This is a genomic window from Bradyrhizobium sp. LB8.2, from assembly GCF_040548035.1.
Taxonomy (GTDB): Bacteria; Pseudomonadota; Alphaproteobacteria; order Rhizobiales; family Xanthobacteraceae; genus Bradyrhizobium.
Genome location: NZ_JBEPQV010000010.1, coordinates 179,486 through 199,183, shown reverse-complemented (window position 1 = coordinate 199,183; position 19,698 = coordinate 179,486). Strand labels below are relative to the sequence as shown.

Annotated in this window: 14 protein-coding genes and 1 pseudogene; 9 read left to right on the top strand and 6 right to left on the bottom strand. The window is 63.7% G+C overall.

Annotated elements, in window-relative coordinates; genetic code table 11:
• Positions 1-10: 10 nt before the first annotated feature.
• A complete protein-coding gene (locus ABIB06_RS15480) occupies positions 11-1,195 on the bottom strand; it encodes an efflux RND transporter periplasmic adaptor subunit (RefSeq protein WP_354068920.1) in 1,185 nt (394 codons plus the stop codon).
• A 276-nt stretch (positions 1,196-1,471) separates the two neighbouring features.
• On the opposite strand from ABIB06_RS15480, the gene ABIB06_RS15475 reads away from it, so the two are divergent.
• Positions 1,472-2,263: an ABC transporter substrate-binding protein gene (locus ABIB06_RS15475; RefSeq protein WP_354049102.1), complete on the top strand. Its 792-nt coding sequence runs from the start codon at positions 1,472-1,474 to the stop codon at positions 2,261-2,263.
• 256 nt (positions 2,264-2,519) lie between these two features.
• On the opposite strand, the gene ABIB06_RS15470 is transcribed toward ABIB06_RS15475, so the two are convergent.
• From ABIB06_RS15470 to ABIB06_RS15455, 4 genes are all read right to left on the bottom strand, one after another.
• Entirely contained in the window at positions 2,520-3,593 is a 1,074-nt protein-coding gene (locus ABIB06_RS15470; protein ID WP_354049104.1) for a hypothetical protein, read from the bottom strand.
• A 40-nt stretch (positions 3,594-3,633) separates the two neighbouring features.
• Positions 3,634-4,083, bottom strand: coding sequence for a cupin domain-containing protein (locus ABIB06_RS15465; RefSeq protein ID WP_247347856.1), 450 nt, complete (start codon positions 4,081-4,083; stop codon positions 3,634-3,636).
• Between the two features lie 73 nt (positions 4,084-4,156).
• Positions 4,157-5,998, bottom strand: coding sequence for an ATP-binding protein (locus ABIB06_RS15460; RefSeq protein ID WP_354049106.1), 1,842 nt, complete (start codon positions 5,996-5,998; stop codon positions 4,157-4,159).
• A gap of 129 nt (positions 5,999-6,127) precedes the next feature.
• A complete protein-coding gene (locus ABIB06_RS15455; RefSeq protein WP_354049108.1) occupies positions 6,128-6,760 on the bottom strand; it encodes a cupin domain-containing protein in 633 nt (210 codons plus the stop codon).
• Between the two features lie 206 nt (positions 6,761-6,966).
• Here ABIB06_RS15455 and ABIB06_RS15450 point away from each other — a divergent pair, with 206 nt between their 5' ends.
• The 8 genes from ABIB06_RS15450 to ABIB06_RS15415 all read left to right on the top strand — a co-directional run bounded on the left by ABIB06_RS15450 (position 6,967) and on the right by ABIB06_RS15415 (position 19,387).
• Positions 6,967-8,658 carry a peptide ABC transporter substrate-binding protein gene (locus ABIB06_RS15450; RefSeq protein ID WP_354049110.1) on the top strand — a complete coding sequence of 564 codons (1,692 nt, stop codon included), beginning with the start codon at positions 6,967-6,969 and terminating at the stop codon, positions 8,656-8,658.
• Positions 8,659-8,685: 27 nt separating this feature from the next.
• Positions 8,686-9,636, top strand: a complete 951-nt coding sequence (locus ABIB06_RS15445) for an ABC transporter permease (protein ID WP_247347852.1) — start codon at positions 8,686-8,688, stop codon at positions 9,634-9,636.
• A 3-nt stretch (positions 9,637-9,639) separates the two neighbouring features.
• Entirely contained in the window at positions 9,640-10,515 is an 876-nt protein-coding gene (locus tag ABIB06_RS15440; protein WP_354049112.1) for an ABC transporter permease, read from the top strand.
• Positions 10,516-10,567: 52 nt separating this feature from the next.
• Positions 10,568-11,896 (top strand): NAD(P)/FAD-dependent oxidoreductase, encoded by a 1,329-nt coding sequence (locus ABIB06_RS15435; RefSeq protein WP_354049114.1) that lies wholly within the window; start codon positions 10,568-10,570, stop codon positions 11,894-11,896.
• 13 nt (positions 11,897-11,909) lie between these two features.
• The gene (locus tag ABIB06_RS15430) at positions 11,910-12,836 is read left to right on the top strand and encodes a 2-hydroxyacid dehydrogenase (RefSeq protein ID WP_354049116.1); all 927 of its coding nucleotides are present in this window, start codon (positions 11,910-11,912) and stop codon (positions 12,834-12,836) included.
• Between the two features lie 9 nt (positions 12,837-12,845).
• Positions 12,846-14,714 (top strand): ABC transporter ATP-binding protein, encoded by a 1,869-nt coding sequence (locus tag ABIB06_RS15425; protein WP_354049118.1) that lies wholly within the window; start codon positions 12,846-12,848, stop codon positions 14,712-14,714.
• Between the two features lie 503 nt (positions 14,715-15,217).
• Positions 15,218-15,733 carry a hypothetical protein gene (locus tag ABIB06_RS15420; protein ID WP_354068918.1) on the top strand — a complete coding sequence of 172 codons (516 nt, stop codon included), beginning with the start codon at positions 15,218-15,220 and terminating at the stop codon, positions 15,731-15,733.
• A 327-nt stretch (positions 15,734-16,060) separates the two neighbouring features.
• On the top strand, positions 16,061-19,387 hold the full coding sequence (locus ABIB06_RS15415; protein WP_354125597.1) for an adenylate/guanylate cyclase domain-containing protein: 3,327 nt from the start codon (positions 16,061-16,063) through the stop codon (positions 19,385-19,387).
• A gap of 126 nt (positions 19,388-19,513) precedes the next feature.
• On the opposite strand, the pseudogene ABIB06_RS15410 reads toward ABIB06_RS15415, so the two are convergent.
• Positions 19,514-19,666 (bottom strand): annotated as a pseudogene (locus ABIB06_RS15410) (polyhydroxyalkanoate depolymerase); the annotation flags it as partial.
• Positions 19,667-19,698: the final 32 nt, after the last annotated feature.

Below are 19,698 nucleotides of genomic sequence, written 5' to 3'. Positions count from 1 at the left end.
CACTTGGATCTTACTTGGCGGACGCCTGCGGCTGCTCGATCTTCGTCATTTGCGGGTCGATCTTCTGGCCCGGGATCACGCGCAATAGCCCCGCGATCACCACGCGGTCATCAGGCTTCAAGCCGCTTTCGATCACGCGCAGGCCGTTGTCGACGGGACCGATCTGCACCTTGCGTTGCTCGACGATGTTGTCGCCGCTGACGACGAGGAGATAGCGGCCGCCCTGGTCGCTGCCGAGCGCGGTATCGGGAACGAGCAGGGCGTCCTTCTCCTGGGTGAAGGGCACGCGAACGCGCACGAAATAGCCGGGCAGCAGCACCCGCTTGTCGTTGGGCACGAGACCGCGCACCGCGAGCGTGCCGGTCGACTGGTTGATGGTCGGCGCGACGTAGTCGAGCTTGCCCTCGTGCGGATAGCCGGCCTCGGTTTGCAAGCCGACGTGAATTGGAAATTGCTTCATGTCGGCGGCGGTCAGCCCGCGTCGGGCGGCCTCGGCACGAATGCGCAGCACGTCCTGCTCGTTGACGGTGAAGTTCACATAGATCGGGTCCATCGCCACGATGGAGGCGAGTTGGGTCGGGGAGGAGACCCCGACGAGCTCGCCGATCGAGACCATATGGGCGCTGACGACGCCGTCGAATGGTGCGCTCACCTTGGTGTAGCCGTAGTTGACTTCGGCGAGGCGGGTGTTGGCCTGGGCCTGCTGGAGGTTGGCCTGCGCGTTGTCGCGGTTCGAGGTCGAGTTGTCCAACGTCGCTTGCGAGACCGCTTGCCGCTGCACGAGGTCGCTCTGCCGCTTGTAGTCGGCTTCCGCCTGCCGGAGCGACGCCTGCGCGCCGGCCTCGGCCGCCTGCGCCTGATCGAGCTTGAGCTTGTAGGTCTCGGGCTCGATCGTGAACAACTGGGTGCCCTGTTTGACGAAGGTGCCGTCCTGGTAGTCGATCGATTGCAGGAATCCCTGCACCCGCGCGACGAGATCGACATTCTTGATCGGCGCGGTGTTGCCGGTGGCCTCGACATAGCGCGTGACCGCGCGCTGCACGGGCGCGGCGACGTCCACCTTGGGCGGCGGCGGCGCGACGAACGTATTCTTGTCCTCGCAGCCGGTGAGCGCGGCCATGGCCATCGCCGCGGCCAGGGCCCGCCCGGCATGTCTCCACGCTCCGTTGCGCCGTGAGGGATTCGCGCAGGTCATTCGGTGGCCCCCGGTTACTGTCTGTCGGGGCGAGAGGCTACCAACAAATGCCCGGCCGTGGAACACCATAGCCATGGCAGTCATCGGATGGCAGTCATCAGGTGGCAGTCATGGGCCTTGGTACTGCAAACCGCGCTATGGCCTTTGGCAGTTTTGCCATGACAAACCGCTTTTCATCGCCCGCACGATCGACCAGAATTATGTCAATGGCCGAACGGTGGCGCGCGAGGCGGTCGGAAAGAACAAGAGAAGAAGAAAAGGTCAGGAGATCATGACATGCCCACGTATCTTCAGTCGGCCCTCGCCGGCCTCGTTCTCGCAGCGGCGGTTGCCATGCCCGCGCTAGCCGATGGTTTGAAGGACGACATCGCACCGAGCGGCAAGCTCCGCGTCGCAATCGCGATCAGCCCGGCGGGCGGCGCGTTCTGGTCCACCAAGACCGAAGCCGGCTATGCAGGCGTGCCGGTCGATCTCGGCAAGGAGATGGCCGCCCAGCTCGGCGTGCCCGTCGAATATGTCGTGCACCAGAATTCCGGCCAGATCACCGATGCGGCGTCGAAAGGCAGTTGGGACGTCACCTGGCTGCCAAAAGATCCCGAGCGCGAGACCAAAATGATGTTCGGCCCGATCTACGAGGTCGCCGACGCCACCTACATCGTCAAGGCAGGGTCAAGCGTCACCAATTTCGCCACGCTCGACCAGGTGGGCATCAAGGTTGCGGCCGTCAACGCCACGACCACCATGCGCGGCGCGGTCGCGCATCTGAAGAACGCGAAAGTCACGGGCTACCAGACCTATGACGAGGTCTTCGGCCTCCTCAGCAGCGGCGAGATCGACGCCTTCGCGTTGTCGCGCGACCAGCTCAACAAGATGGCGCAGAAGATCCCGGGCACGAAGGTGCTGGACGAGACCTTCAAGAAGACGGTCACCGCCGTCGCCGTGCCGCTCGGCCACAGCCAGGCACTGGCTTTCGTCACCAAGTTCATGACGGAAGCGACGACGAACGGCACGCTTCGCAAGGCCTATGACAATAACGGCCTGAAGGACTCGCCGATCCGCACCGAGTAGGGCGTGCGGAGCAGGCCAGCGCGATCGGACATGAACAGCTAGGAGGACCGCCGAACGTGCTCGGCCTGCATGGCTCGAGACGCCCGCTTCGGCGGGCTCGTCATCATGAGGGTCTAGTATCGCGCGGTAAAACGCGACCTCATCCTGAGGGCCCGCCGTAGGCGGGCGTATCGAAGGATGGACCGCAGGCGAGCTATCCGCCACGCTCGTTTTATATGTAATCGCCTTATATGTAATCGCCCTGCAAGCCGGAGAATTAACGCGGCTTGATCTCCGCGTATTTCGCCATCGCCTTCTCGAATTTCCGCTTGAACAGCCACATTGCGCCAAGGATTTCCCGGAAGCTTGCCGAGGTTCGCGCCCGGTCGGCCTGTCCAAAAGCAAAAATGCTGTTGTTGCGCAGGTGCTTCATGATCGTCGGACTGGACACCCTGTAGTTCAGGAGATCGCCGGACTTGAGCGCCGACCGGGTCGGCGTGGGAACGATCTGGATCAGCTCGAACAGCTTCATCTGGTCAATCGGGTCGGGCAGCGTCTTCACGATTCCCGGGATATCCCGGAAAACATCCGCATGTGCGTTCATCAGGCCGTCGCGCACGTTGGTCCAGTGATTGAAGCGATGATCGGTGTCGCGGGCGCGCGCCTCTTCCTTGTCGTCGCGCGCGCTCAGCTCGGGATCGCTTGCGGCGATCTCTGCCTTGATGGCTTGCCATTTCCTGCGGCCGTTGCGGTCCTCGGACGGGCCGGTCTGGAAGCTGCCCATATAGGTGTTGGAGCGCCCGTTGCGGACGTTCTGCTTGCCGTTGGTCTCGGCAAAGAACAGCCCGAGGCTGATCCGGCCCGCTACTTCGGCGTGAATCGGCGCCAGCCCCTTGGCCCGCGCGATCGCGGCAGCGAGATCGACCACGTCCTTGAACGGCGTGGCCGAGTTCTGCGCGCCGGCCGGCGGCGCTTCCATGATGTCGAACAGTTTTGAGTATTCGTCGATCAGCGGTTCGATATCGGCGTCGAAATAGGCCGGCGGTATTTCGAACTTGTTGGGCCGACCGATCCGCGACGGCAAGGCGTCGGTGAGATCCTTGTAAGCACTGATGACGGCGACCCGCGCAAGATAGATGGCTTGGCCGGGCAGGTTCGGCAGCGGCTCCTTTGCGTCGATCTGGCGGCGGCGCTCGGCCAGAATCGCCTTGAAATCGCCGAGCGCACGCTCGTAGGTCGCAGCCGCCTCCGATTGTCTTGCCGTGAGCGTTTGCGCCTGGCTCGGGACGAACGTCGTAAGGGCCAGCCCAAGCGCCGCGATGATTGCGAGGAGTTGACGTCGTGCAGGCATGGCCGGTTCCCCAACGATTCGTCTGTCGGGGGATCGTAGCCTAGTCATTGGCTTCGGGCGGCAGGAAGTCGACCTCGTGCAGCGCCGAGATGCGCACGACCTCGGCCGGGTCGGTCAGGTCATGGAGCTGGTTGAACAGCGCCTCCAGCTTCTGCATCGGCGAGACCCAGAACAACGCGCGGGCCGGTTTGTCGGATTTGTTGAAATAGCCGTGCGGGATGCCGCGCGGCAGGCGCACGAGGTCGCCGGCATGGGCCTTCACCCATTTGCCGTCGAGCTTGAGGTCGAGCGTGCCTTCCTGCACCAGGATGAATTCGTCCTGAGTCGGGTGGATGTGCACCGGCACGAATTGGCCCGGCTCGCTGTTGGTCTCGAACGCGAAGGTGGACTCGGTGACGGCCTTCGGGAAATAGACCTGGCCCAGAATGTTCCAGGTCTTGCCGCCATAGCCCGTGCCGTTCGCGGTGATGCCTTTTTCGAGTGACGTCATGGCTCGTCTCCAATGGATATGTCTGGGATGAGTTTTGCGCAGCTATCGCGCGCTGTCCATCCATTCCGCTGCACTAGCGCCCGTCGCGTTCAGCCGCCTGCTTGCGCAGAAAGCCTTCGACATCGGCCTGCACCGAATAGGGCGTCGGGATCGGATCGCCAGCCGCGTCGACGGCGGTGTCGAGGGAGCGGCGCAGCATGCGCGCGAGCTCGGCCTTGCGGTAGGGCTTTGTCAGAAGCGGCGCGCCCATGGTGGCGCGTCCCTGCGCATGCAGCGAGTCGTAGGCATAGCCCGACGTGAACAGCACCCGCAGCGAGGGGCGCGCTGCCACCATCTCGTCGGCGAGCTCTCGTCCATTCAAGCTGCCGGCCATCACGATGTCGGTGAAGAGCAGATCGAATGGCGTGCCTTCGGCTGCGATGGCGAGCGCCTCGGCCGCATTGGCGGCGGGGATGACCTTGTAGCCGAGGCTTTCGAGCTGGACCGTGACATATTGGCGGACGTCGCGGTCGTCCTCGACGCAAAGGATGGTCTCAGTCCCGCCCACGACCTTGCGCTCGTCATAGCCGGCCGGGCGAAGCGTGCTCGCCTCCGCCTTCGGCAGGTAGATCGTGAAAATCGTGCCGCGACCTTGTTCGGACGAGACCTTGATGCCGCCGCCGGATTGCTTGACGAAACCGAACACCATGCTGAGCCCGAGCCCCGTGCCCTTGCCGACGTCCTTGGTCGAGAAGAAGGGATCGAAGATCCGCTCCAGAATGGCCTGCGGAATGCCGGTGCCGGTGTCGGCGATCTCGATCTCGACATAGTCGCCGGCATAGCCGGCCCCGACCGCCACGGCTTCGCGGACGCCGAACACGACGTTGCGCGTCGTCAGCGTCAGCCTGCCGCCATCCAGCATCGCGTCGCGGGCGTTGATCGCGAGATTGAGCAGCGCCGAGCTCAATTGGCCGCGATCGACCAGGGCGAGCCAGATATTGCCGTCAAGCCGGCTTACGATCTCGATCTTCTTGTCGAAGGTCGCCAGCAGCAGCTTCGCGAGCTCTTCAAGCAGTTTGTTGACGTCGATCTCGGCCGGCTTGAGCGCCTGCTTGCGGGCAAAGGACAACAGGCTCGACGTCAGCGCGGCACCGCGGTCGGCGGCGTCGCTGATCAGCTTGGTGATGGTCGCGAGCGGCGGATTGTCCTTCACGGCTTCGGCGAGGATCTCGATCGTGCCCGTGATCACGGTGAGCATGTTGTTGAACTCGTGCGCGATGCCGCCGGTGAGCTGGCCGACCGCCTCCATCTTCTGGGCCTGGATCAGCTGCTCCTCGGCAGCGCGCTTCTGGGTGACGTCCTTGACGAAATTGTTGATGAGGGTGCGTCCCCCGAGCTGGAGCGCCGTGCTGGACGCCTCGATCAGGATCTCGTCGCCGTTCCGGTGCAGCAGGGTCGCTTCGAACCGGATGCCGATCGGCGCATCCGACAGTTCCGGCAGGAGCCGCATCATGCGTTGCCTGAAGCCGTCGCGCAGCGGCTCGGCGACGAGGAGGTTGACGACGTCCGTGCCGAGCGCCTCCTTGCGCGTCCAACCGGTCAAGGCTTCGGCCTGAATGCTCCACTCCAGGACGATACCGTTCGCATCGGTTTGAACGAAGGCATCGAGCGCGGTCTTGATGACGGCCTGGGTAATTTGCGCGCTGGCCTGCGCCTGCTCGGCCAGTCGTGCGGCAATGCGCTTGTCCTGCAACGTCGCGATCATGCGCGTGCAGAGCCGCGCGTTCAGCGCCGCAACGAGACCGCTTGCGAGCAGGGCGATGAGCTGGACCGTGCCGAACCCGGTTCCGGTCACGGCATAGGAGGCGAGGAGGGCCGCCGCAGTCACGACGACCTGCGCGACCATCGCGAGTGTCAGAAGCCCCCTGAATTTCATGGTCTCACACCAACGCGTCGGTCGCGGACCCTCGCGTCCACCCTGTCAATGAGTCCGGCTCCACGTGAGCTACAGATTCCGCGCGGCGGCGTCGAGGAGCAATTTGCGGTGGTGCCGGGCGGCGGCGCTTCAACCTGCCGGAGAATCGGTCTGGCGCAGCGTCGTCACCCAGATCACGCGCGCGGTCTGCTGGGTCGGGTTGTCGAACATGTGCGGCACGATGCTCGGAAAGCGAAAGCTGTCACCGGCTTCGAGCAGATGGGCCTGGTTGTCGAGCCACAGCCGCAGGCTGCCCGAGAGGATATAGCCCGCCTTCTCGCCGGTATGCTGCAGGAAGTCGGTGCCGGACGAGGCGCCGGGATTGAGCGTGAGCTCATAGAGTTCGAGCTGGCCTTTGTCTGCCGGCGTCAGCGCTTCCTTGACGACGCCGCTAGCGGTGAGCCGCAGCAGGCGCCGGCTGTTCTTGCGCACGATGTAGCGTTGCACGTCGGCGGGATCGGTGGTTTCGAAGAAATAGGAGATCGGGACGTCGAGCGCGATGCTGAGCAGGCGCAGCGTGCGTATCGACGGCATGGCGCGTGCGCGCTCGAGCTGGCTGATCATGCCGTTGGAGAGGCCGGTCTTGTTGGCGACGTCCTGGATCGACAGCCCGGCACGCTGGCGCAGCAGTCGCACGGTCTCGCCGAGGCGCTGGTCGACCGCATCGTCAGCCTCGATCCTCGGGGCGTCCCTCGGACCGGTCGTGTCGCCGCGACCATCCATGTCGCTCTCCCATGCATTGCCTCGCCGCCCAAAATGCTCCGGCGGCGTGAAAAGGTCGCGCATCCTAGCAATTTGATTGACAACTGTATTTAGTCGTGATGAACTTTTGATAGAAAAATTTAGAAGCACTAAAGCCCACTCCTGTCCCTTTGCCGGGGTCTTGGGGGCGCGGGAGACGGTGCCGCGTGCGAAAACGGAGAGTGGTCATGGCGGACGACACCGGGAAGTTCGGCGTTGGAGCACTGCATCTCGACATTCCGAATCGCCGTCAGCTCTTTCAGCTCGGCGCGGGCGCCGCGGCGGGATGGACGCTTCCAGGCCACGCATTTACGCAGACCGAACGCCCGACCAATCCGCCGAACAAGCCGCGCGGACCGGTGATCGCGGCGCTATCGCAGGAGCCAACGGTCTTTCATCCCCTGATGCCGGGCATCGAGGTCGACCAGGGCATCTGGTGGCAGGTGTTCTCGCCGCTCTGGTTCATCGATCCCGACGGCACCTTCGTTCCCGACCTCGCGCGCGAAGTCCCGACCATCGCGAATGGCGGCCTGTCGGCCGACGGCCTGACCTGGAAGATCAAGCTGCGCAGCGACGTGAAGTGGCATGACGGCACGCCGTTCACGGCCGAGGACGTAAAATTCTCGCTCGAACTGATCAACAATCCTGATTTCCGCGCGCGCAGCCGCGTCGGCCATAACCTCGTGAAGGACATCAAGGTCGTCGCGCCCGACGAGATCCATTGGCGGATGGAGACGGCCTATTCGCCTTATATGTCGATCCTGGGCGCGCTGACCTTCATCGTACCCAAGCACATCCTGGAAAAGCTGTCGGATCCGAACGCCTCGCCGTTCCACAATGCGCCTGTCGGCACCGGGCCGTTCCGCTGGGGCGAGCGTGTGCCAGGCGACCATATCCTCTTGAATGCTCATGCCGGCTACCACGGCAAGGGACCCTACGTTGAGCGCGTGGTGTTCAAGTACATTCCGGACCTCACAGTCCTCTACACCCAGTTCCGCACCGGCCAGGTCGATTACACCGGCCTGCAAGGCATTTTGCCGAACTTCGTGCAGGAGGCGAAGACGCTGAAGGGGCGCAAGATCTTCGTCTCCGCGACATCCTCGGTGGAGCACATCGCGCCCAATCTGGAGTTCGGTGCGTTGGCCGACCGCACGGTGCGCGAAGCTTTGTATCTCGCCATCAACAAGCAGGCGATCATCGATGCGCTGAATTACGGCCTGCCGACGCAAACCGAGAGTTTCGTGCCGCAGCAGGCCTGGTCGTTCCAGCAGGGCCTGCCGCAGCACAAATATGATCCTGCCAAAGCCAATGCGCTGCTCGATGCCGCGGGATGGGTTCGCGGCGCCGGCGGCGTGCGCGAGAAGGGTGGCGTCAAGCTCGAATTCGCCAACTCGACCACATCCGGCAACGCCGTGCGCGAGCAGACCCAGCAGCTCCTGATCCAGGATTGGCGTGCGATCGGCGCCGCGATGCGCGTCAACAACATGCCGGCGGCGGTAATCTGGGGCGACTTCTGGCAGCAGTCGAAGTTCAACTCGGTGATCGTGGGGGTGAACTTCATGCTGGGCAGCGACCCCGATGTGACGCCGCGCTTCGGCTCCGGCGCCATTCCCGCCAAAGGCGGCCGCGGCTACAACACCTATCAGTACCAGAGCCCGGAAGCGGATCGGCTTCTCGCCGAAGGCGCCAGGCAGTTCGATCTGGCGCAGCGCAAGACAACCTATGGCGAGCTGCAAAAGCTCATCCGCAACGATCTCGCCATCCTGCCGCTGTTCCAGGGCTTCATCGCGGAAGGCGTGAAGGAAGGGCTCCAGGGTTTCCGCCCCAACATCAACATGTCGATCAACTGTTGGAACATCCGCGAGTGGTATTGGGCCTGATGCATCCGATCCGCGGGATCGCCTGAGATGGCCCGTTACGTCGCCAATCGCCTGGCGCAGGCGATCATGCTGCTGGTGATCGTCTCAGCGATCGGCTTCGCCATCCTGCATCTGGCGCCCGGCGGCCCGCTCTCGCAATTTGCGGCCTCCGCGCAGATGACGCAGGAGGATCTCGATCGCGTCACCAGCCAGCTCGGGCTCGATCGTCCGCTTCCGATCCAGTATCTCGACTGGTTCGGTCGTATGCTGAAAGGCGACTGGGGTCGCTCCTACCGCGACGGCGAGGCCGTGCTGTCGGTGATCTCCTCGCATCTCGGTGCCACCATGGAGCTGATGGCGACGGCGACGATCATCGCGGTCTTGCTTGGCTGCTGGATCGGCGTGCTTGGAGCGCTCCGCCGCTACTCGCTGTTCGATACGCTCGCAACCGTCGGCGCCATGATCGCGCTGTCGATCCCGACCTTCTGGTTCGGCCTCGTCACCATCTACGTGTTCTCGGTGAAGCTCGGCTGGCTGCCGTCCGGCAATCGCGAGACCGTCGGCGACGGCTCCTTCCTCGACCTGCTGCATCATCTGATTGCGCCGGCGCTGGTACTGGCGCTGGTCGAGACCGCGATGTGGGGCCGCTTCATGCGCTCCTCGATGTTAGAGGTGATCAACCAGGACTACATCCGCACCGCGCGTGCGAAAGGCATGCCGGAATGGCGTATCCTCACCGTTCACGCCCTGCGCAACGCGCTGCTGCCGATGATCACGGTGGCCGGCCTCCAGTTTCCGACGCTGCTCGGTGGCGCGTTGGTCGCCGAGACCGTATTCACCTGGCCAGGCATGGGTCGGCTGTTCCTCGATTCCATCGGCTATCGCGACTATCCCGTGGTAATGGGCATCCTGATGTTCTCGGCGACGATGGTGCTGATCGGCTCGCTGCTCGCCGACATCTTTTACGCCGTCGTCGATCCGCGCATCCGGGTGGGCTAGACGATGGCGACTGCAGCCCTCTCCACGGTCCAGCTCGCACCCGGCCAGGCCGCGTGGCGGCGATTCCGCCGGCATCGCCTCGCGCTCGCGGGCGCGGTGATCATTCTGGTCCTCATCCTCGGCTCAGCATTCGGCCCGTATCTGCTACCGTTCGACGACACCTATATCGACATCATGAAGCGGTTCGCGCCGCCGTTTTCGGGCGCGCACATCCTCGGCACTGACGAGCTCGGCCGTGACGTGCTGGCGCGGCTGATGATGGGCGGGCGCGTGTCGCTCTCGATCGGCATCGTCGCGATGGTGATTGCGATGGCAGTCGGCATCGTGGTCGGCGCCTTTGCCGGCTTCTATGGCGGTGTGGTCGGCGCGGTACTGATGCGGCTCGTCGACGCGGTATTATGCTTTCCGACGATCTTCCTGCTGCTTGCGCTCGCGGCGCTCACGGAGCCAGGCCTTGTCACCACCACCGTGCTGATTGCGGCGACCGCCTGGATGGCCGTTGCCCGCGTCGTGGAGGCCCAGGTGCGTTCGCTGCGCGAGCGTGAGTTTGCGGTCGCGGCTCTCGCCTTCGGCTCGTCGAACATGCGCATCATGTTCCGCGAGCTTGTGCCGAATGCGATGGCGCCGATCATGGTGGCGGCGACGTTGAACGTCGCCAAGGCGATCCTGCTCGAATCCTATGTCAGCTATCTCGGTTACGGCATCCAGCCGCCGGCCGCGAGCTGGGGCAACATGCTCAACAACGCGCAGATCTATCTCGCCAGCGCGCCCTGGCTCGCGATCGCGCCGGGCCTCGCGATCACGCTTGCCGTGACGAGCTTCAACTTCCTCGGGGACGGCCTGCGCGACGCGCTCGATCCGCGAATGAACATCCCATGACGAGCAAGATCTCGATCGAATTGAAGTCCAGGCTGATGTTAAGGAGTGTCTCATGTCCCCGCCGCTCACCCGCATAAACAGCGACGAGCGCCTGCCGGCGCAGGCGGACGTCGTCGTCATCGGCGGCGGCGTCATCGGCGTCTCCGCAGCCTATCATCTAGCGAAGAAGGGCCTCTCCGTCGCGCTGGTCGAGAAGGGACACGTCGGCGGTGAGCAGTCGAGCCGCAATTGGGGCTGGTGCCGCCAGCAGGGTCGCGCGCGTGAAGAAATTCCTCTTGCCCGCGAGGCGCTGCGCCTGTGGGAAGACATGCAGAACGATGCCGGCGTCGATGCCGGCTTCCGCCGCACCGGCGTGCTGTTCCTGACCAAGAGCAAGGATGAGCTCGCCAGCTGGGAGCGATGGGCCGCAACGGCGCGCGAGATGCAGGTGCACTCGACGGTCCTGACGCCGGCCGAGGTCGCCGAGCGCCTGCCCGGTCATTCCGAGAAATGGGTCGGCGGCCTGCACACGCCGAGCGACGGGCGCGCCGAGCCGTCGATGGCTGTGCCCGCGCTCGCGACCGCCGCGCGAAAACACGGCGTCACCCTCCATCAGGGCTGCGCCGCGCGCGGACTGGAAACGCAGGGTGGACGGGTCAGCGCCGTCGTCACCGAGAAGGGCACCGTTCGCACGCAATCGGTACTGCTGTCCGGAGGGGCGTGGTCATCGCTGTTCTGCCGGCGCCACGGCATCGAGCTGCCGATCGGCCTCGTCAACGCCACCGCATGCCGGACTACGCCGGGACCGGAGATCACCTCCGGTGCGCTCGGCACCGATCTCTACTGCATCCGCCGCCGCCTTGACGGCGGTTTCACCTTGGCGCTGCGCAACCGCGGCACGGTTGAACTGTCGCCCGACCTGTTCCGCTATGCGCTGACCTTCTGGCCGACCTACCTGCACCGCAAGAACGGGTTGAAACTGTCGCTCGGCAAGTCGTTCTTCGATCAACTCATGCGCGGCACGGACTGGAGCCTGGACAAGCCGTCGCCGTTCGAGACCGAGCGTGTCCGTGATCCCGCGCCCGACATGTCGCTGGTCAATGCGGCGCTGGCTTCGCTGATCAAGTCGAATCCGGAATTGAAGGACATCGAGATCGCGGAAGCCTGGGGCGGCACGATCGACTGTACGCCGGATACCATCCCGGTGATTTCGCCGGTCGACGCCTTGCCGGGCTTCTTCCTTGCCACCGGTTTCTCCGGCCATGGCTTCGGCATCGGCCCCGCGGCGGGCAAGCTGGCCGCCGACATCGTGACGGGCGCGACGCCGCTGGTCGATCCTGCGGCGTACAGCCACAAGCGCCTGATCGACGGCCGGCGGCTCGCGCCGGTCAGCCCGTTTTGAGAGTTTTGGCCGCATGACGGTTCTCTACAAGGCCAACATGGTTCGCGGCGAGGAGTGGGCGCGCTTCTTCGCCCAGCGCGCGCCTGATGTGCCGTTCCGGCTCTGGCCCGACATCGGCGATCCCGCTGACGTCCGCTATCTCGTGGCGTGGGTGCCGCCGGATGACATCGCGACGACTTTCCCTAATGTCGAGCTCGTCTTCTCGGTCGGTGCGGGCGTGGACCAGTTCGACGCGTCAAAAATTCCGCCGCACATTCCGTTGGTGCGCATGCTCGAGCCCGGCATCGCCGAAACCATGGTCGAATATGTCACCATGGCTGTGCTCGCCCTGCATCGTGATCTCCTGGACTTCATCGCCCAGCAGAAGGAGCAGGTCTGGCGCGAGATCCGGATCACACCGGCCAGACGTCGTCGTATCGGCGTGATGGGCCTCGGCCGGCTCGGCCAGGCCGTGCTCGAGCGCCTCAAGACGTTCGACTTTCCGCTTCTCGGCTGGAACCGCTCGCCGCGCGAGATCGAGGGCGTGACCTGTTATGCGGGCGCGGATGCGCTGCCGGATTTCCTTGCGCAGGCCGACATTCTCGTCTGCCTGCTGCCTTTGACCGACGAGACCCGCGGCATTCTGAACGCAGATATGTTCGCGCGCCTGCCGCGCGGCGCGTCGCTCGTCAATGTCGGGCGTGGCTCGCATCTGGTCGAAACCGATTTTCTCGCAGCGCTCGACAGCGGTGCGTTGTCAGGCGCCGTCCTCGATGTCACCGAGCCGGAGCCGCTGCCTGCGGGTCATCCGTTCTGGAGCCACCCGCGCATTCTGCTGACGCCGCACAATGCCAGCATGACGTCGCCGGATACGGCGGTCGATTTCGTGCTCGACGTGATCGAACGCCACCGCCGCGGCGAGGATTTGCCGGGGCGTGTCGACCGTAGTCGTGGCTATTAGGACATCGGCATGAGCATGGGCGCAAGCATACCCGACCACGTCGCTGCCGACGCGCAGGCGCCGGTGCTGTCGGTCTCAGGCCTCACCACGTCCTTCATGCGCGAACGGCAATGGAGTCCCGTCGTCCGCAATGTGTCGTTCGATGTCTCCCCCAAGGAGACCGTGGCGATCGTCGGTGAGTCCGGTTCCGGCAAGAGCGTCACCGCGCTCTCGATCATGCGACTCATTCCGAAGGAGAACGGCTGCGTCGAGGGCAGCGTCCGGCTTGCCGGTCGCGATCTGCTGACGCTGCCCGAGAGCAGCATGAAGGATGTTCGTGGCAACGAAATCGCCATGATCTTCCAGGAGCCGATGACGAGCCTCAATCCGGTGCTCACCATCGGCTTCCAGATTGCGGAAGCGCTGATCCAGCATCGCGGCCTGTCGCGCGCGGCGGCGGAGGCCGAGACCATCCGCTTGCTCGACCGTGTTCGCATCCCCGCGGCAAAATCGCGCTTCCACGAGCATCCGCATCGCTTCTCCGGCGGCATGCGCCAGCGCGTGATGATCGCGATGGCGCTGGCCTGCAAGCCGAAACTCCTGATCGCCGACGAGCCGACCACTGCGCTCGACGTCACCATTCAGGCGCAGATCCTGGAGCTGTTGAAGGAGCTCCAGAACGAGGAGGGGATGTCGATCCTCTTCATCACCCACGACATGGGCGTGGTCGCCGAGATCGCGGACCGCACCGTGGTGATGTATGGCGGCCAGGCGGTGGAGACCGACGATACCTCGCGCATCTTCGCAGCCCCCTCGCATCCCTATACAAGGGCACTGCTCGCCGCTGTGCCGCGCCTCGGCTCGATGGATGGACGCGTGCGGCCGATGCGGTTTCCGATCGTCGACAAGGTGACGGGGACCTCGGACGATCCGGCGGAGACACCCGATACGGTCTCGACCGCCGAGCGCCCGCTGCTCGAAGTCGCCAACCTGACCACGCGCTTTCCGATCCGTTCGGGCCTGTTCGGCAAAGTCTCGGGCCGCGTCCATGCGGTCGAGAACGTTTCCTTCACCTTGCGCGCCGGCGAGACGCTGGCACTGGTCGGCGAATCCGGCTGCGGGAAGTCGACGACGGGCCGTTCCATCCTCAAGCTGACGGAGCCGGACAGCGGCACCGTTCTGATCGACGGGCAGGATGTGCTGGCCATGAGTGCGCGAACCTTGCGCGACTTCCGCAAGCAGATGCAGATCGTGTTTCAGGATCCGTTCGCGAGCCTCAATCCGCGCATGTCGGTGGGAACGGCGATCGCGGCTCCCTTGCTCGCCAACGGGCTCGCCACGGCGTCGCAGGCGCGGGAGAAGGTCGCCGATTTGCTCGTGCGCGTCGGCCTCACCGCCGACATGGCCGCACGTTTTCCGCACGAATTCTCCGGCGGCCAGCGCCAGCGCATCTGCATCGCACGCGCGCTTGCGCTCGGACCGAAGCTGATCGTCGCGGACGAGGCGGTCTCGGCGCTCGACGTTTCGGTCAAGGCGCAGGTCGTCAATCTGATGCTCGATCTTCAGGCCAGCATGGGGCTTGCTTATCTCTTCATTTCCCACGACATCGCGGTGGTCGAGCGCATGAGCCACCGCGTCGCGGTGATGTATCTCGGCGAGATCGTCGAGACCGGCCCGCGCGCGGCATTGTTCGGCAATCCGCAGCACCCCTATACGAAGAAGCTGATGGCGGCCGTGCCGGTGCCCGATCCAGCGCGCCGCGGCACCCGGCGCGAGGCCTCGAACGACGAGATCAGAAGCCCCGTGCGCGCGCCCGACTACCAGCCGCCGGTTCGGCAATATCGCGAAGTGTCGCCGGGTCACGTCGTCCAGGTCTGGGGCGAGGAGTGGTCCGCCTGAGGCGCGCAGGCGCGGTGCGTTTCCGGTGACGCGGCCTAACCTCATGAGTTGACGTGCACGAAAACAGCAAGGGCGGATAGATTTGACGTCGGCGAAATGCGGGGACAGCTTGCGAGTAGACCGCGCCGTTCAGCTCCTGCTTGCGCGCTCCCGGGTGTCGCGACGATGCAGAGGCGTCCTCCGGAAATTGTGACCGGATGGAGCGACAGGAAACCACGGTATGTGAACCGTCTCACATTCCATCACTCTCTTTTTGAGCTATCACTTCCACAAGAAATTGCCGCACCCGGAGCTAATTGACAGACACGGGTGAGATGCAATGCCTGCGAAGCGGCGAGCTCGCAGCTTTGGATTGGCTCTCGTCTTGCTCATGAGCAAGCCAGCCCCATCACTCAGCACAGATCTCAGAAATTGGAATCCACGGAATCGCAAAGCACGTCCACGAGGCAGCCTCTATTCGAGGTCGGCCGGTAGGCCGCTACTTACCTGAGAGGGAGACTCCAATGAAGATTAGCAATGCAGTTTCCAGCGCATTATCCGTAACGAAGCAAACCGGCAATCTTCGGATCGCTCGTTCCAGTCTGATCAAATCGGCCCATCTTATTGAAAGAATTGGGCTCGCAGCCGTTGGGGCCTCTTGCGGCCTCTATGTGGGTGCGACCCTGTTGCGTCAGAAAGACGGACTGTTTGAAAGCGGCTGGATCGTGCTGCTAACGATGCTGTACGGAGCTCTTAGCTATTATGTCGGAATTGATTTGTCCCGCAGTGCCGCTCGGAGGTCGATTTCGAGCATCTCGGACGAATGGAACGGTTTCGAGGCGGCTGAGGTCATGAGTGCGGCCGGAACGTTCGGCGCCGCGATTGCAGCAACTCTGTCCGTCAGCATCCTTGTCCTTGATCAAACCTTGCCCAATGGCCTGATAGGCTTTGTTGCCGGCTGTTGGGTGGTTGGTTCTTCGCTTCAAGTTGCGGCGGGGACGATGGCTCGCAACTACGAAGCGTCCATGGACAAGGAATGAACAATACTGTGCTCACGGAAAAGCGTCTGCTTGGCGTCGTGACGTGGGCGCAGGCCGCAGTGTTGGTTTCGGCTTCAGGTCCGAAAGTGAGTAGCTGACGGCCGACAACTCATCGCAACCTCTGTAGCCCAACGCTGCGTGCTGACGATTTTTGGTAGCGCAGCCGCTCGCATTGGGCAATGTCTCTGCTCGGAAGCGGTACCGGTACTGAGCAACCTAAATGATCGCGCAACAAACAAGACGTGCCATCATGATGGTGTTGGGATATTGTCCCCGCGCCGTGGTCCAAAATTCTGCTAACCGCCTACTACACGATCGGTGGAGCCAATGCAGATTGCGGAGTGGCTCGAGAAGCTGGGGCTTGGGCAATACGCAGAGCGTCTTGTCCAAAATGGGATTGACATCGACGTCCTTCCCGAACTGATGGACGAGGACTTCGATAAGCTCGGAGTCCTGCTCGGCCATCGCCGCAAAATGCTGCGTGCTATTGCCGACCTCGATCCAGCCGCGTTGATCGCATCGCCGGCTCCTCCTCATGACGCCGAGCGGCGCCATCTCACCGTTATGTTTTGCGATCTGGTCGGCTCGACTGCGCTCTCGGCGCGTCTCGATCCCGAGGATATGTGGGAGGTGATCCGGGCCTACCGCGCGGCCTGCGCGAGAGTCATTGCCGCTTATGACGGCAGGATAGCCAGGTTCGTTGGCGACGGAATACTCGTCTATTTCGGCTATCCTCGCGCCCACGAGGATGACGCGGAGCGCGCAGTGCGAGCGGGGCTCGACACTATAGCCGCGATTCGGCATCTCAAAACTGGCGCTGACGAACGGGTTGAAATGCGGATCGCAATTGCGACCGGGCTTGTGGTGGTCGGCGACCTCATCAGTGGAGATGCGTCAGAGGAGCACGCAACCGTCGGCGATACACCAAACCTCGCTGCTCGGCTCCAGAGCCTGGCGGAGCCGGGGGCGGTCGTCGTTGCTTCGTCGACGCGCCGGCTGCTTGGTGATCTCTTCGCTTTTCGCAATCTCGGCCGCCGTGAAGTCAAGGGAATAGCCGAACCCATCGCAGTCTGGGCGGTGGAGGGAGCGACCGCATCCGAGAGTCGCTTCGAGGCGGTCCGCGCGGCGCGCTCGATCGGCTTTGTTGGCCGCAAGGACGAGATCGAATTCATTCTCTCGCGCCAGCGCCGGGCATGGCAGGGGCAGGGCCAGATGGTATTGATTTCTGGCGAAGCGGGCATCGGCAAGTCGCGCATTGTCGCAACGCTGTCCGAAAGCCCCTCGTTGGGCGCGCACCGCCGGGTGCGATATCAGTGTTCGCCTTACCACACCAACAGTGCGCTTCATCCCTTTGTCGCGCAGCTCGAGCGCGCCGCCGGCATCCGCTCGCACGATACGTGCGGGCAAAAGCTCGACAAGCTCGAAGCAATGCTGGCGCTTGGAACACAGCAGGTCGCCCGAGCGACACCGCTCATTGCGGCTCTCCTTTCGATTCCAACCGGAGACCATTGTTCGCCGCTCGGTTTGAGCCCGGCGCAGCAGCGGCGACAGACATTTGCCGCCCTTCTCGATCAGCTCGAGGGGTTGGCGCGAGAGCAACCCCTGCTAATTATCTGCGAGGATATGCATTGGGCCGATGCCACGACACTTGAACTGTTCGATCTCGCGGTCGATCGGATCAGGGGACTGCCGATACTCGTGCTCATGACATCCCGGCCGGAGTTCGAGCCCTCATGGTCGGGCCTTGCCAACGTCAGTCTGTTGCGGCTCGACCGGCTCGACCGGCAGGACTCGCGCGCGCTGGTCGAACAGGTGGCCGTGGGTCGCCAGCTGCCACGCGAGATGATGAAGCAGATCATCGACAAGACGGATGGCATCCCGCTATTCGTCGAAGAATTGACCAAGATGGTGCTCGAGTCCGGGCTGCTCGTCGAAGATGCCGGGCGCTATCGCCTCAATAGTCCGCTCCCGCCGCTCGCTATTCCCGCGACGCTGCAAGATTCGCTGATGGCGCGGCTCGACCGGCTCGCTCCAGTCAAGGAGGTGGCGCAGATAGGCGCCGCCATCGGCCGCGACTTCTCATACGCGCTGCTGAAATATGTGGCGGGACGCGATGATCTGACGCTGAGTGCTGCGCTAGGGCAACTCGAAGAGGCCGAACTGCTGGTGCGTCGCGGGGTTCCGCCCGAAGCAAACTATAGTTTCAAGCACGCTCTCGTTCAGGAAACGGCCTACGAGAGCCTGCTCAAGAGCAAACGGCATGTGCTGCACACCCGCATCGGCGACGTCCTGCGCGAAAAGTTTCCAGTCGTCGCTGAGACCGAGCCGGAAGTTCTGGCACACCACTTCACCGAGGCGGGGTTGAGCGAGGTCGCCCACGAGTGGTGGCGCAAGGCGGGACAGCAGGCGCTGAAGCGTTCGGCCTATTCCGAGGCGATCGCACATCTCGGCAAGGCGATTGCCACCGCCGGTGAGTTGCCTGATGCGCCTCGCGGGATGATGAGCAGGCTCCATCTTCAAATCGCCTATGGTCGCGCACTACGGGGCAGCCTCGGGCACAGCGCTCCCGAAACGGTAGCCGCATGGACGCGCGCTCGGCAGTTCGTAGCCGACATCAATGATCCAGTTGAACTTGCGCCAGTCCATTCGGGACTCTTCAATGCCTGCCTGACACACGGCGAACTCGCTCCGATGCGGGAGCTGGCGGATGCCATCGGGAGCGCCGCTGACCGACGACCGGACTCCCCGGTGGCCGCCGTCGTAGCCCACTGGACGGGCGGGGTTACCTGCTGGTTCGGGGGTGACTACTTGAACGCGAGAGTGCATCTTGAGCAGGCGCTGGATATCTATGGTGCCGAGCCGGATCCCGCGACGTTCAGGGCTTCGGCGCTGGATCTTCCGTTCGTGATTATGAGATTTCTTGCCCTGGTGCTCTGGCCGCTTGGCGGGATCGCTCGCGCGCGCCGGCTCGCCGCCGAAGCGGTGAGTGCTTCAGGAGAAAAACGGGCTCTTTCCCAGGCCAATGCGCTTGTTCATCGCGCTGTGTTTGACGGACTATGCGGGGGCATGTTGCAGCAAACAGAGACGATCCTGGCGCTCGGTCTCGCTCGGGACCACACGATGCCGCTGTATGTGGCCGCCGGCACCTACCTGAATGGCCTGGCCAAGTGGCGCGCCGACGACCGAACGACCGGATTGACGGAAATGCGCCGCGGCTGGACCTTGCTGCACGAGAATGACTGCTATCTCTGTGAACCGTTTTGGGGGATGCATGTCGCCATGGCGGCCGCAGAGTCGGGTCAACTCGAAAACGGGCTGGAAATCTTGAGCGAATTGATCGCATGGGCGGGCCAATCCGGTCAGCATTGGCTTGATGCCGAGCTGCATCGCGTCTACGGCGAACTGTTGTCGCGCCATGACCCTGACGAATGCAGTGCCGAACATGCCCTCAAGCGAGCGCTGGAAATCGCACGACACCAACAGGCGAAGACTTTCGAGTTGCGCAGCGCCCTTGGTCTCGCACGCCTGCTCAAGAGAAGGGGCCGAGCGGGCGCGGTATCCGAGGTGCTCGCTCCCGTCCTTGCTGAATTCGATGCGGAGCGAAATCTTCCCGAAGTCGAAGAAGCGAAAGAGCTGCTCAAGCAAGAGCGTTAGCCACGTGCTCTCTAGCCGGTCGTTTGGGGGCAGAGGCGTCTCGATATGCCGCCAGCATCTTCGAACCTCAATGCGCAATTGCACATTGAGATTTGCAACGTGACGTGCGGGCCAGGGAACGGCGCTTCACGAGTTGACGTGCACGAAATCCCGCAGCAGCGGATAGATCTCGTTGTTCCAGCGCTTGCCCGAGAACACGCCGTAATGTCCGACAACGTGGTGGACGCGGCGATAGGCGCGCACGCCGGTGCAAAGGTCTTGTGCCGCGAGCGTCTGGCCGCCGGTTCGGCAATATCGCGAAGTGTCGCCGG

Excerpts from the sequence above, each read along its gene's own strand:
- ABIB06_RS15440 (WP_354049112.1), top strand. The coding sequence starts at position 9,640 with ATGGCGACTGCAGCCCTCTCCACGGTCCAGCTCGCACCCGGCCAGGCC.
- ABIB06_RS15450 (WP_354049110.1), top strand. The coding sequence starts at position 6,967 with ATGGCGGACGACACCGGGAAGTTCGGCGTTGGAGCACTGCATCTCGAC.
- ABIB06_RS15445 (WP_247347852.1), top strand. The coding sequence starts at position 8,686 with ATGGCCCGTTACGTCGCCAATCGCCTGGCGCAGGCGATCATGCTGCTG.
- ABIB06_RS15420 (WP_354068918.1), top strand. The coding sequence starts at position 15,218 with ATGAAGATTAGCAATGCAGTTTCCAGCGCATTATCCGTAACGAAGCAA.
- ABIB06_RS15425 (WP_354049118.1), top strand. The coding sequence starts at position 12,846 with ATGAGCATGGGCGCAAGCATACCCGACCACGTCGCTGCCGACGCGCAG.
- ABIB06_RS15465 (WP_247347856.1), bottom strand. The coding sequence starts at position 4,083 with ATGACGTCACTCGAAAAAGGCATCACCGCGAACGGCACGGGCTATGGC.
- ABIB06_RS15435 (WP_354049114.1), top strand. The coding sequence starts at position 10,568 with ATGTCCCCGCCGCTCACCCGCATAAACAGCGACGAGCGCCTGCCGGCG.
- ABIB06_RS15475 (WP_354049102.1), top strand. The coding sequence starts at position 1,472 with ATGCCCACGTATCTTCAGTCGGCCCTCGCCGGCCTCGTTCTCGCAGCG.
- ABIB06_RS15415 (WP_354125597.1), top strand. The coding sequence starts at position 16,061 with ATGCAGATTGCGGAGTGGCTCGAGAAGCTGGGGCTTGGGCAATACGCA.
- ABIB06_RS15455 (WP_354049108.1), bottom strand. The coding sequence starts at position 6,760 with ATGGATGGTCGCGGCGACACGACCGGTCCGAGGGACGCCCCGAGGATC.
- ABIB06_RS15460 (WP_354049106.1), bottom strand. The coding sequence starts at position 5,998 with ATGAAATTCAGGGGGCTTCTGACACTCGCGATGGTCGCGCAGGTCGTC.
- ABIB06_RS15430 (WP_354049116.1), top strand. The coding sequence starts at position 11,910 with ATGACGGTTCTCTACAAGGCCAACATGGTTCGCGGCGAGGAGTGGGCG.
- ABIB06_RS15480 (WP_354068920.1), bottom strand. The coding sequence starts at position 1,195 with ATGACCTGCGCGAATCCCTCACGGCGCAACGGAGCGTGGAGACATGCC.
- ABIB06_RS15470 (WP_354049104.1), bottom strand. The coding sequence starts at position 3,593 with ATGCCTGCACGACGTCAACTCCTCGCAATCATCGCGGCGCTTGGGCTG.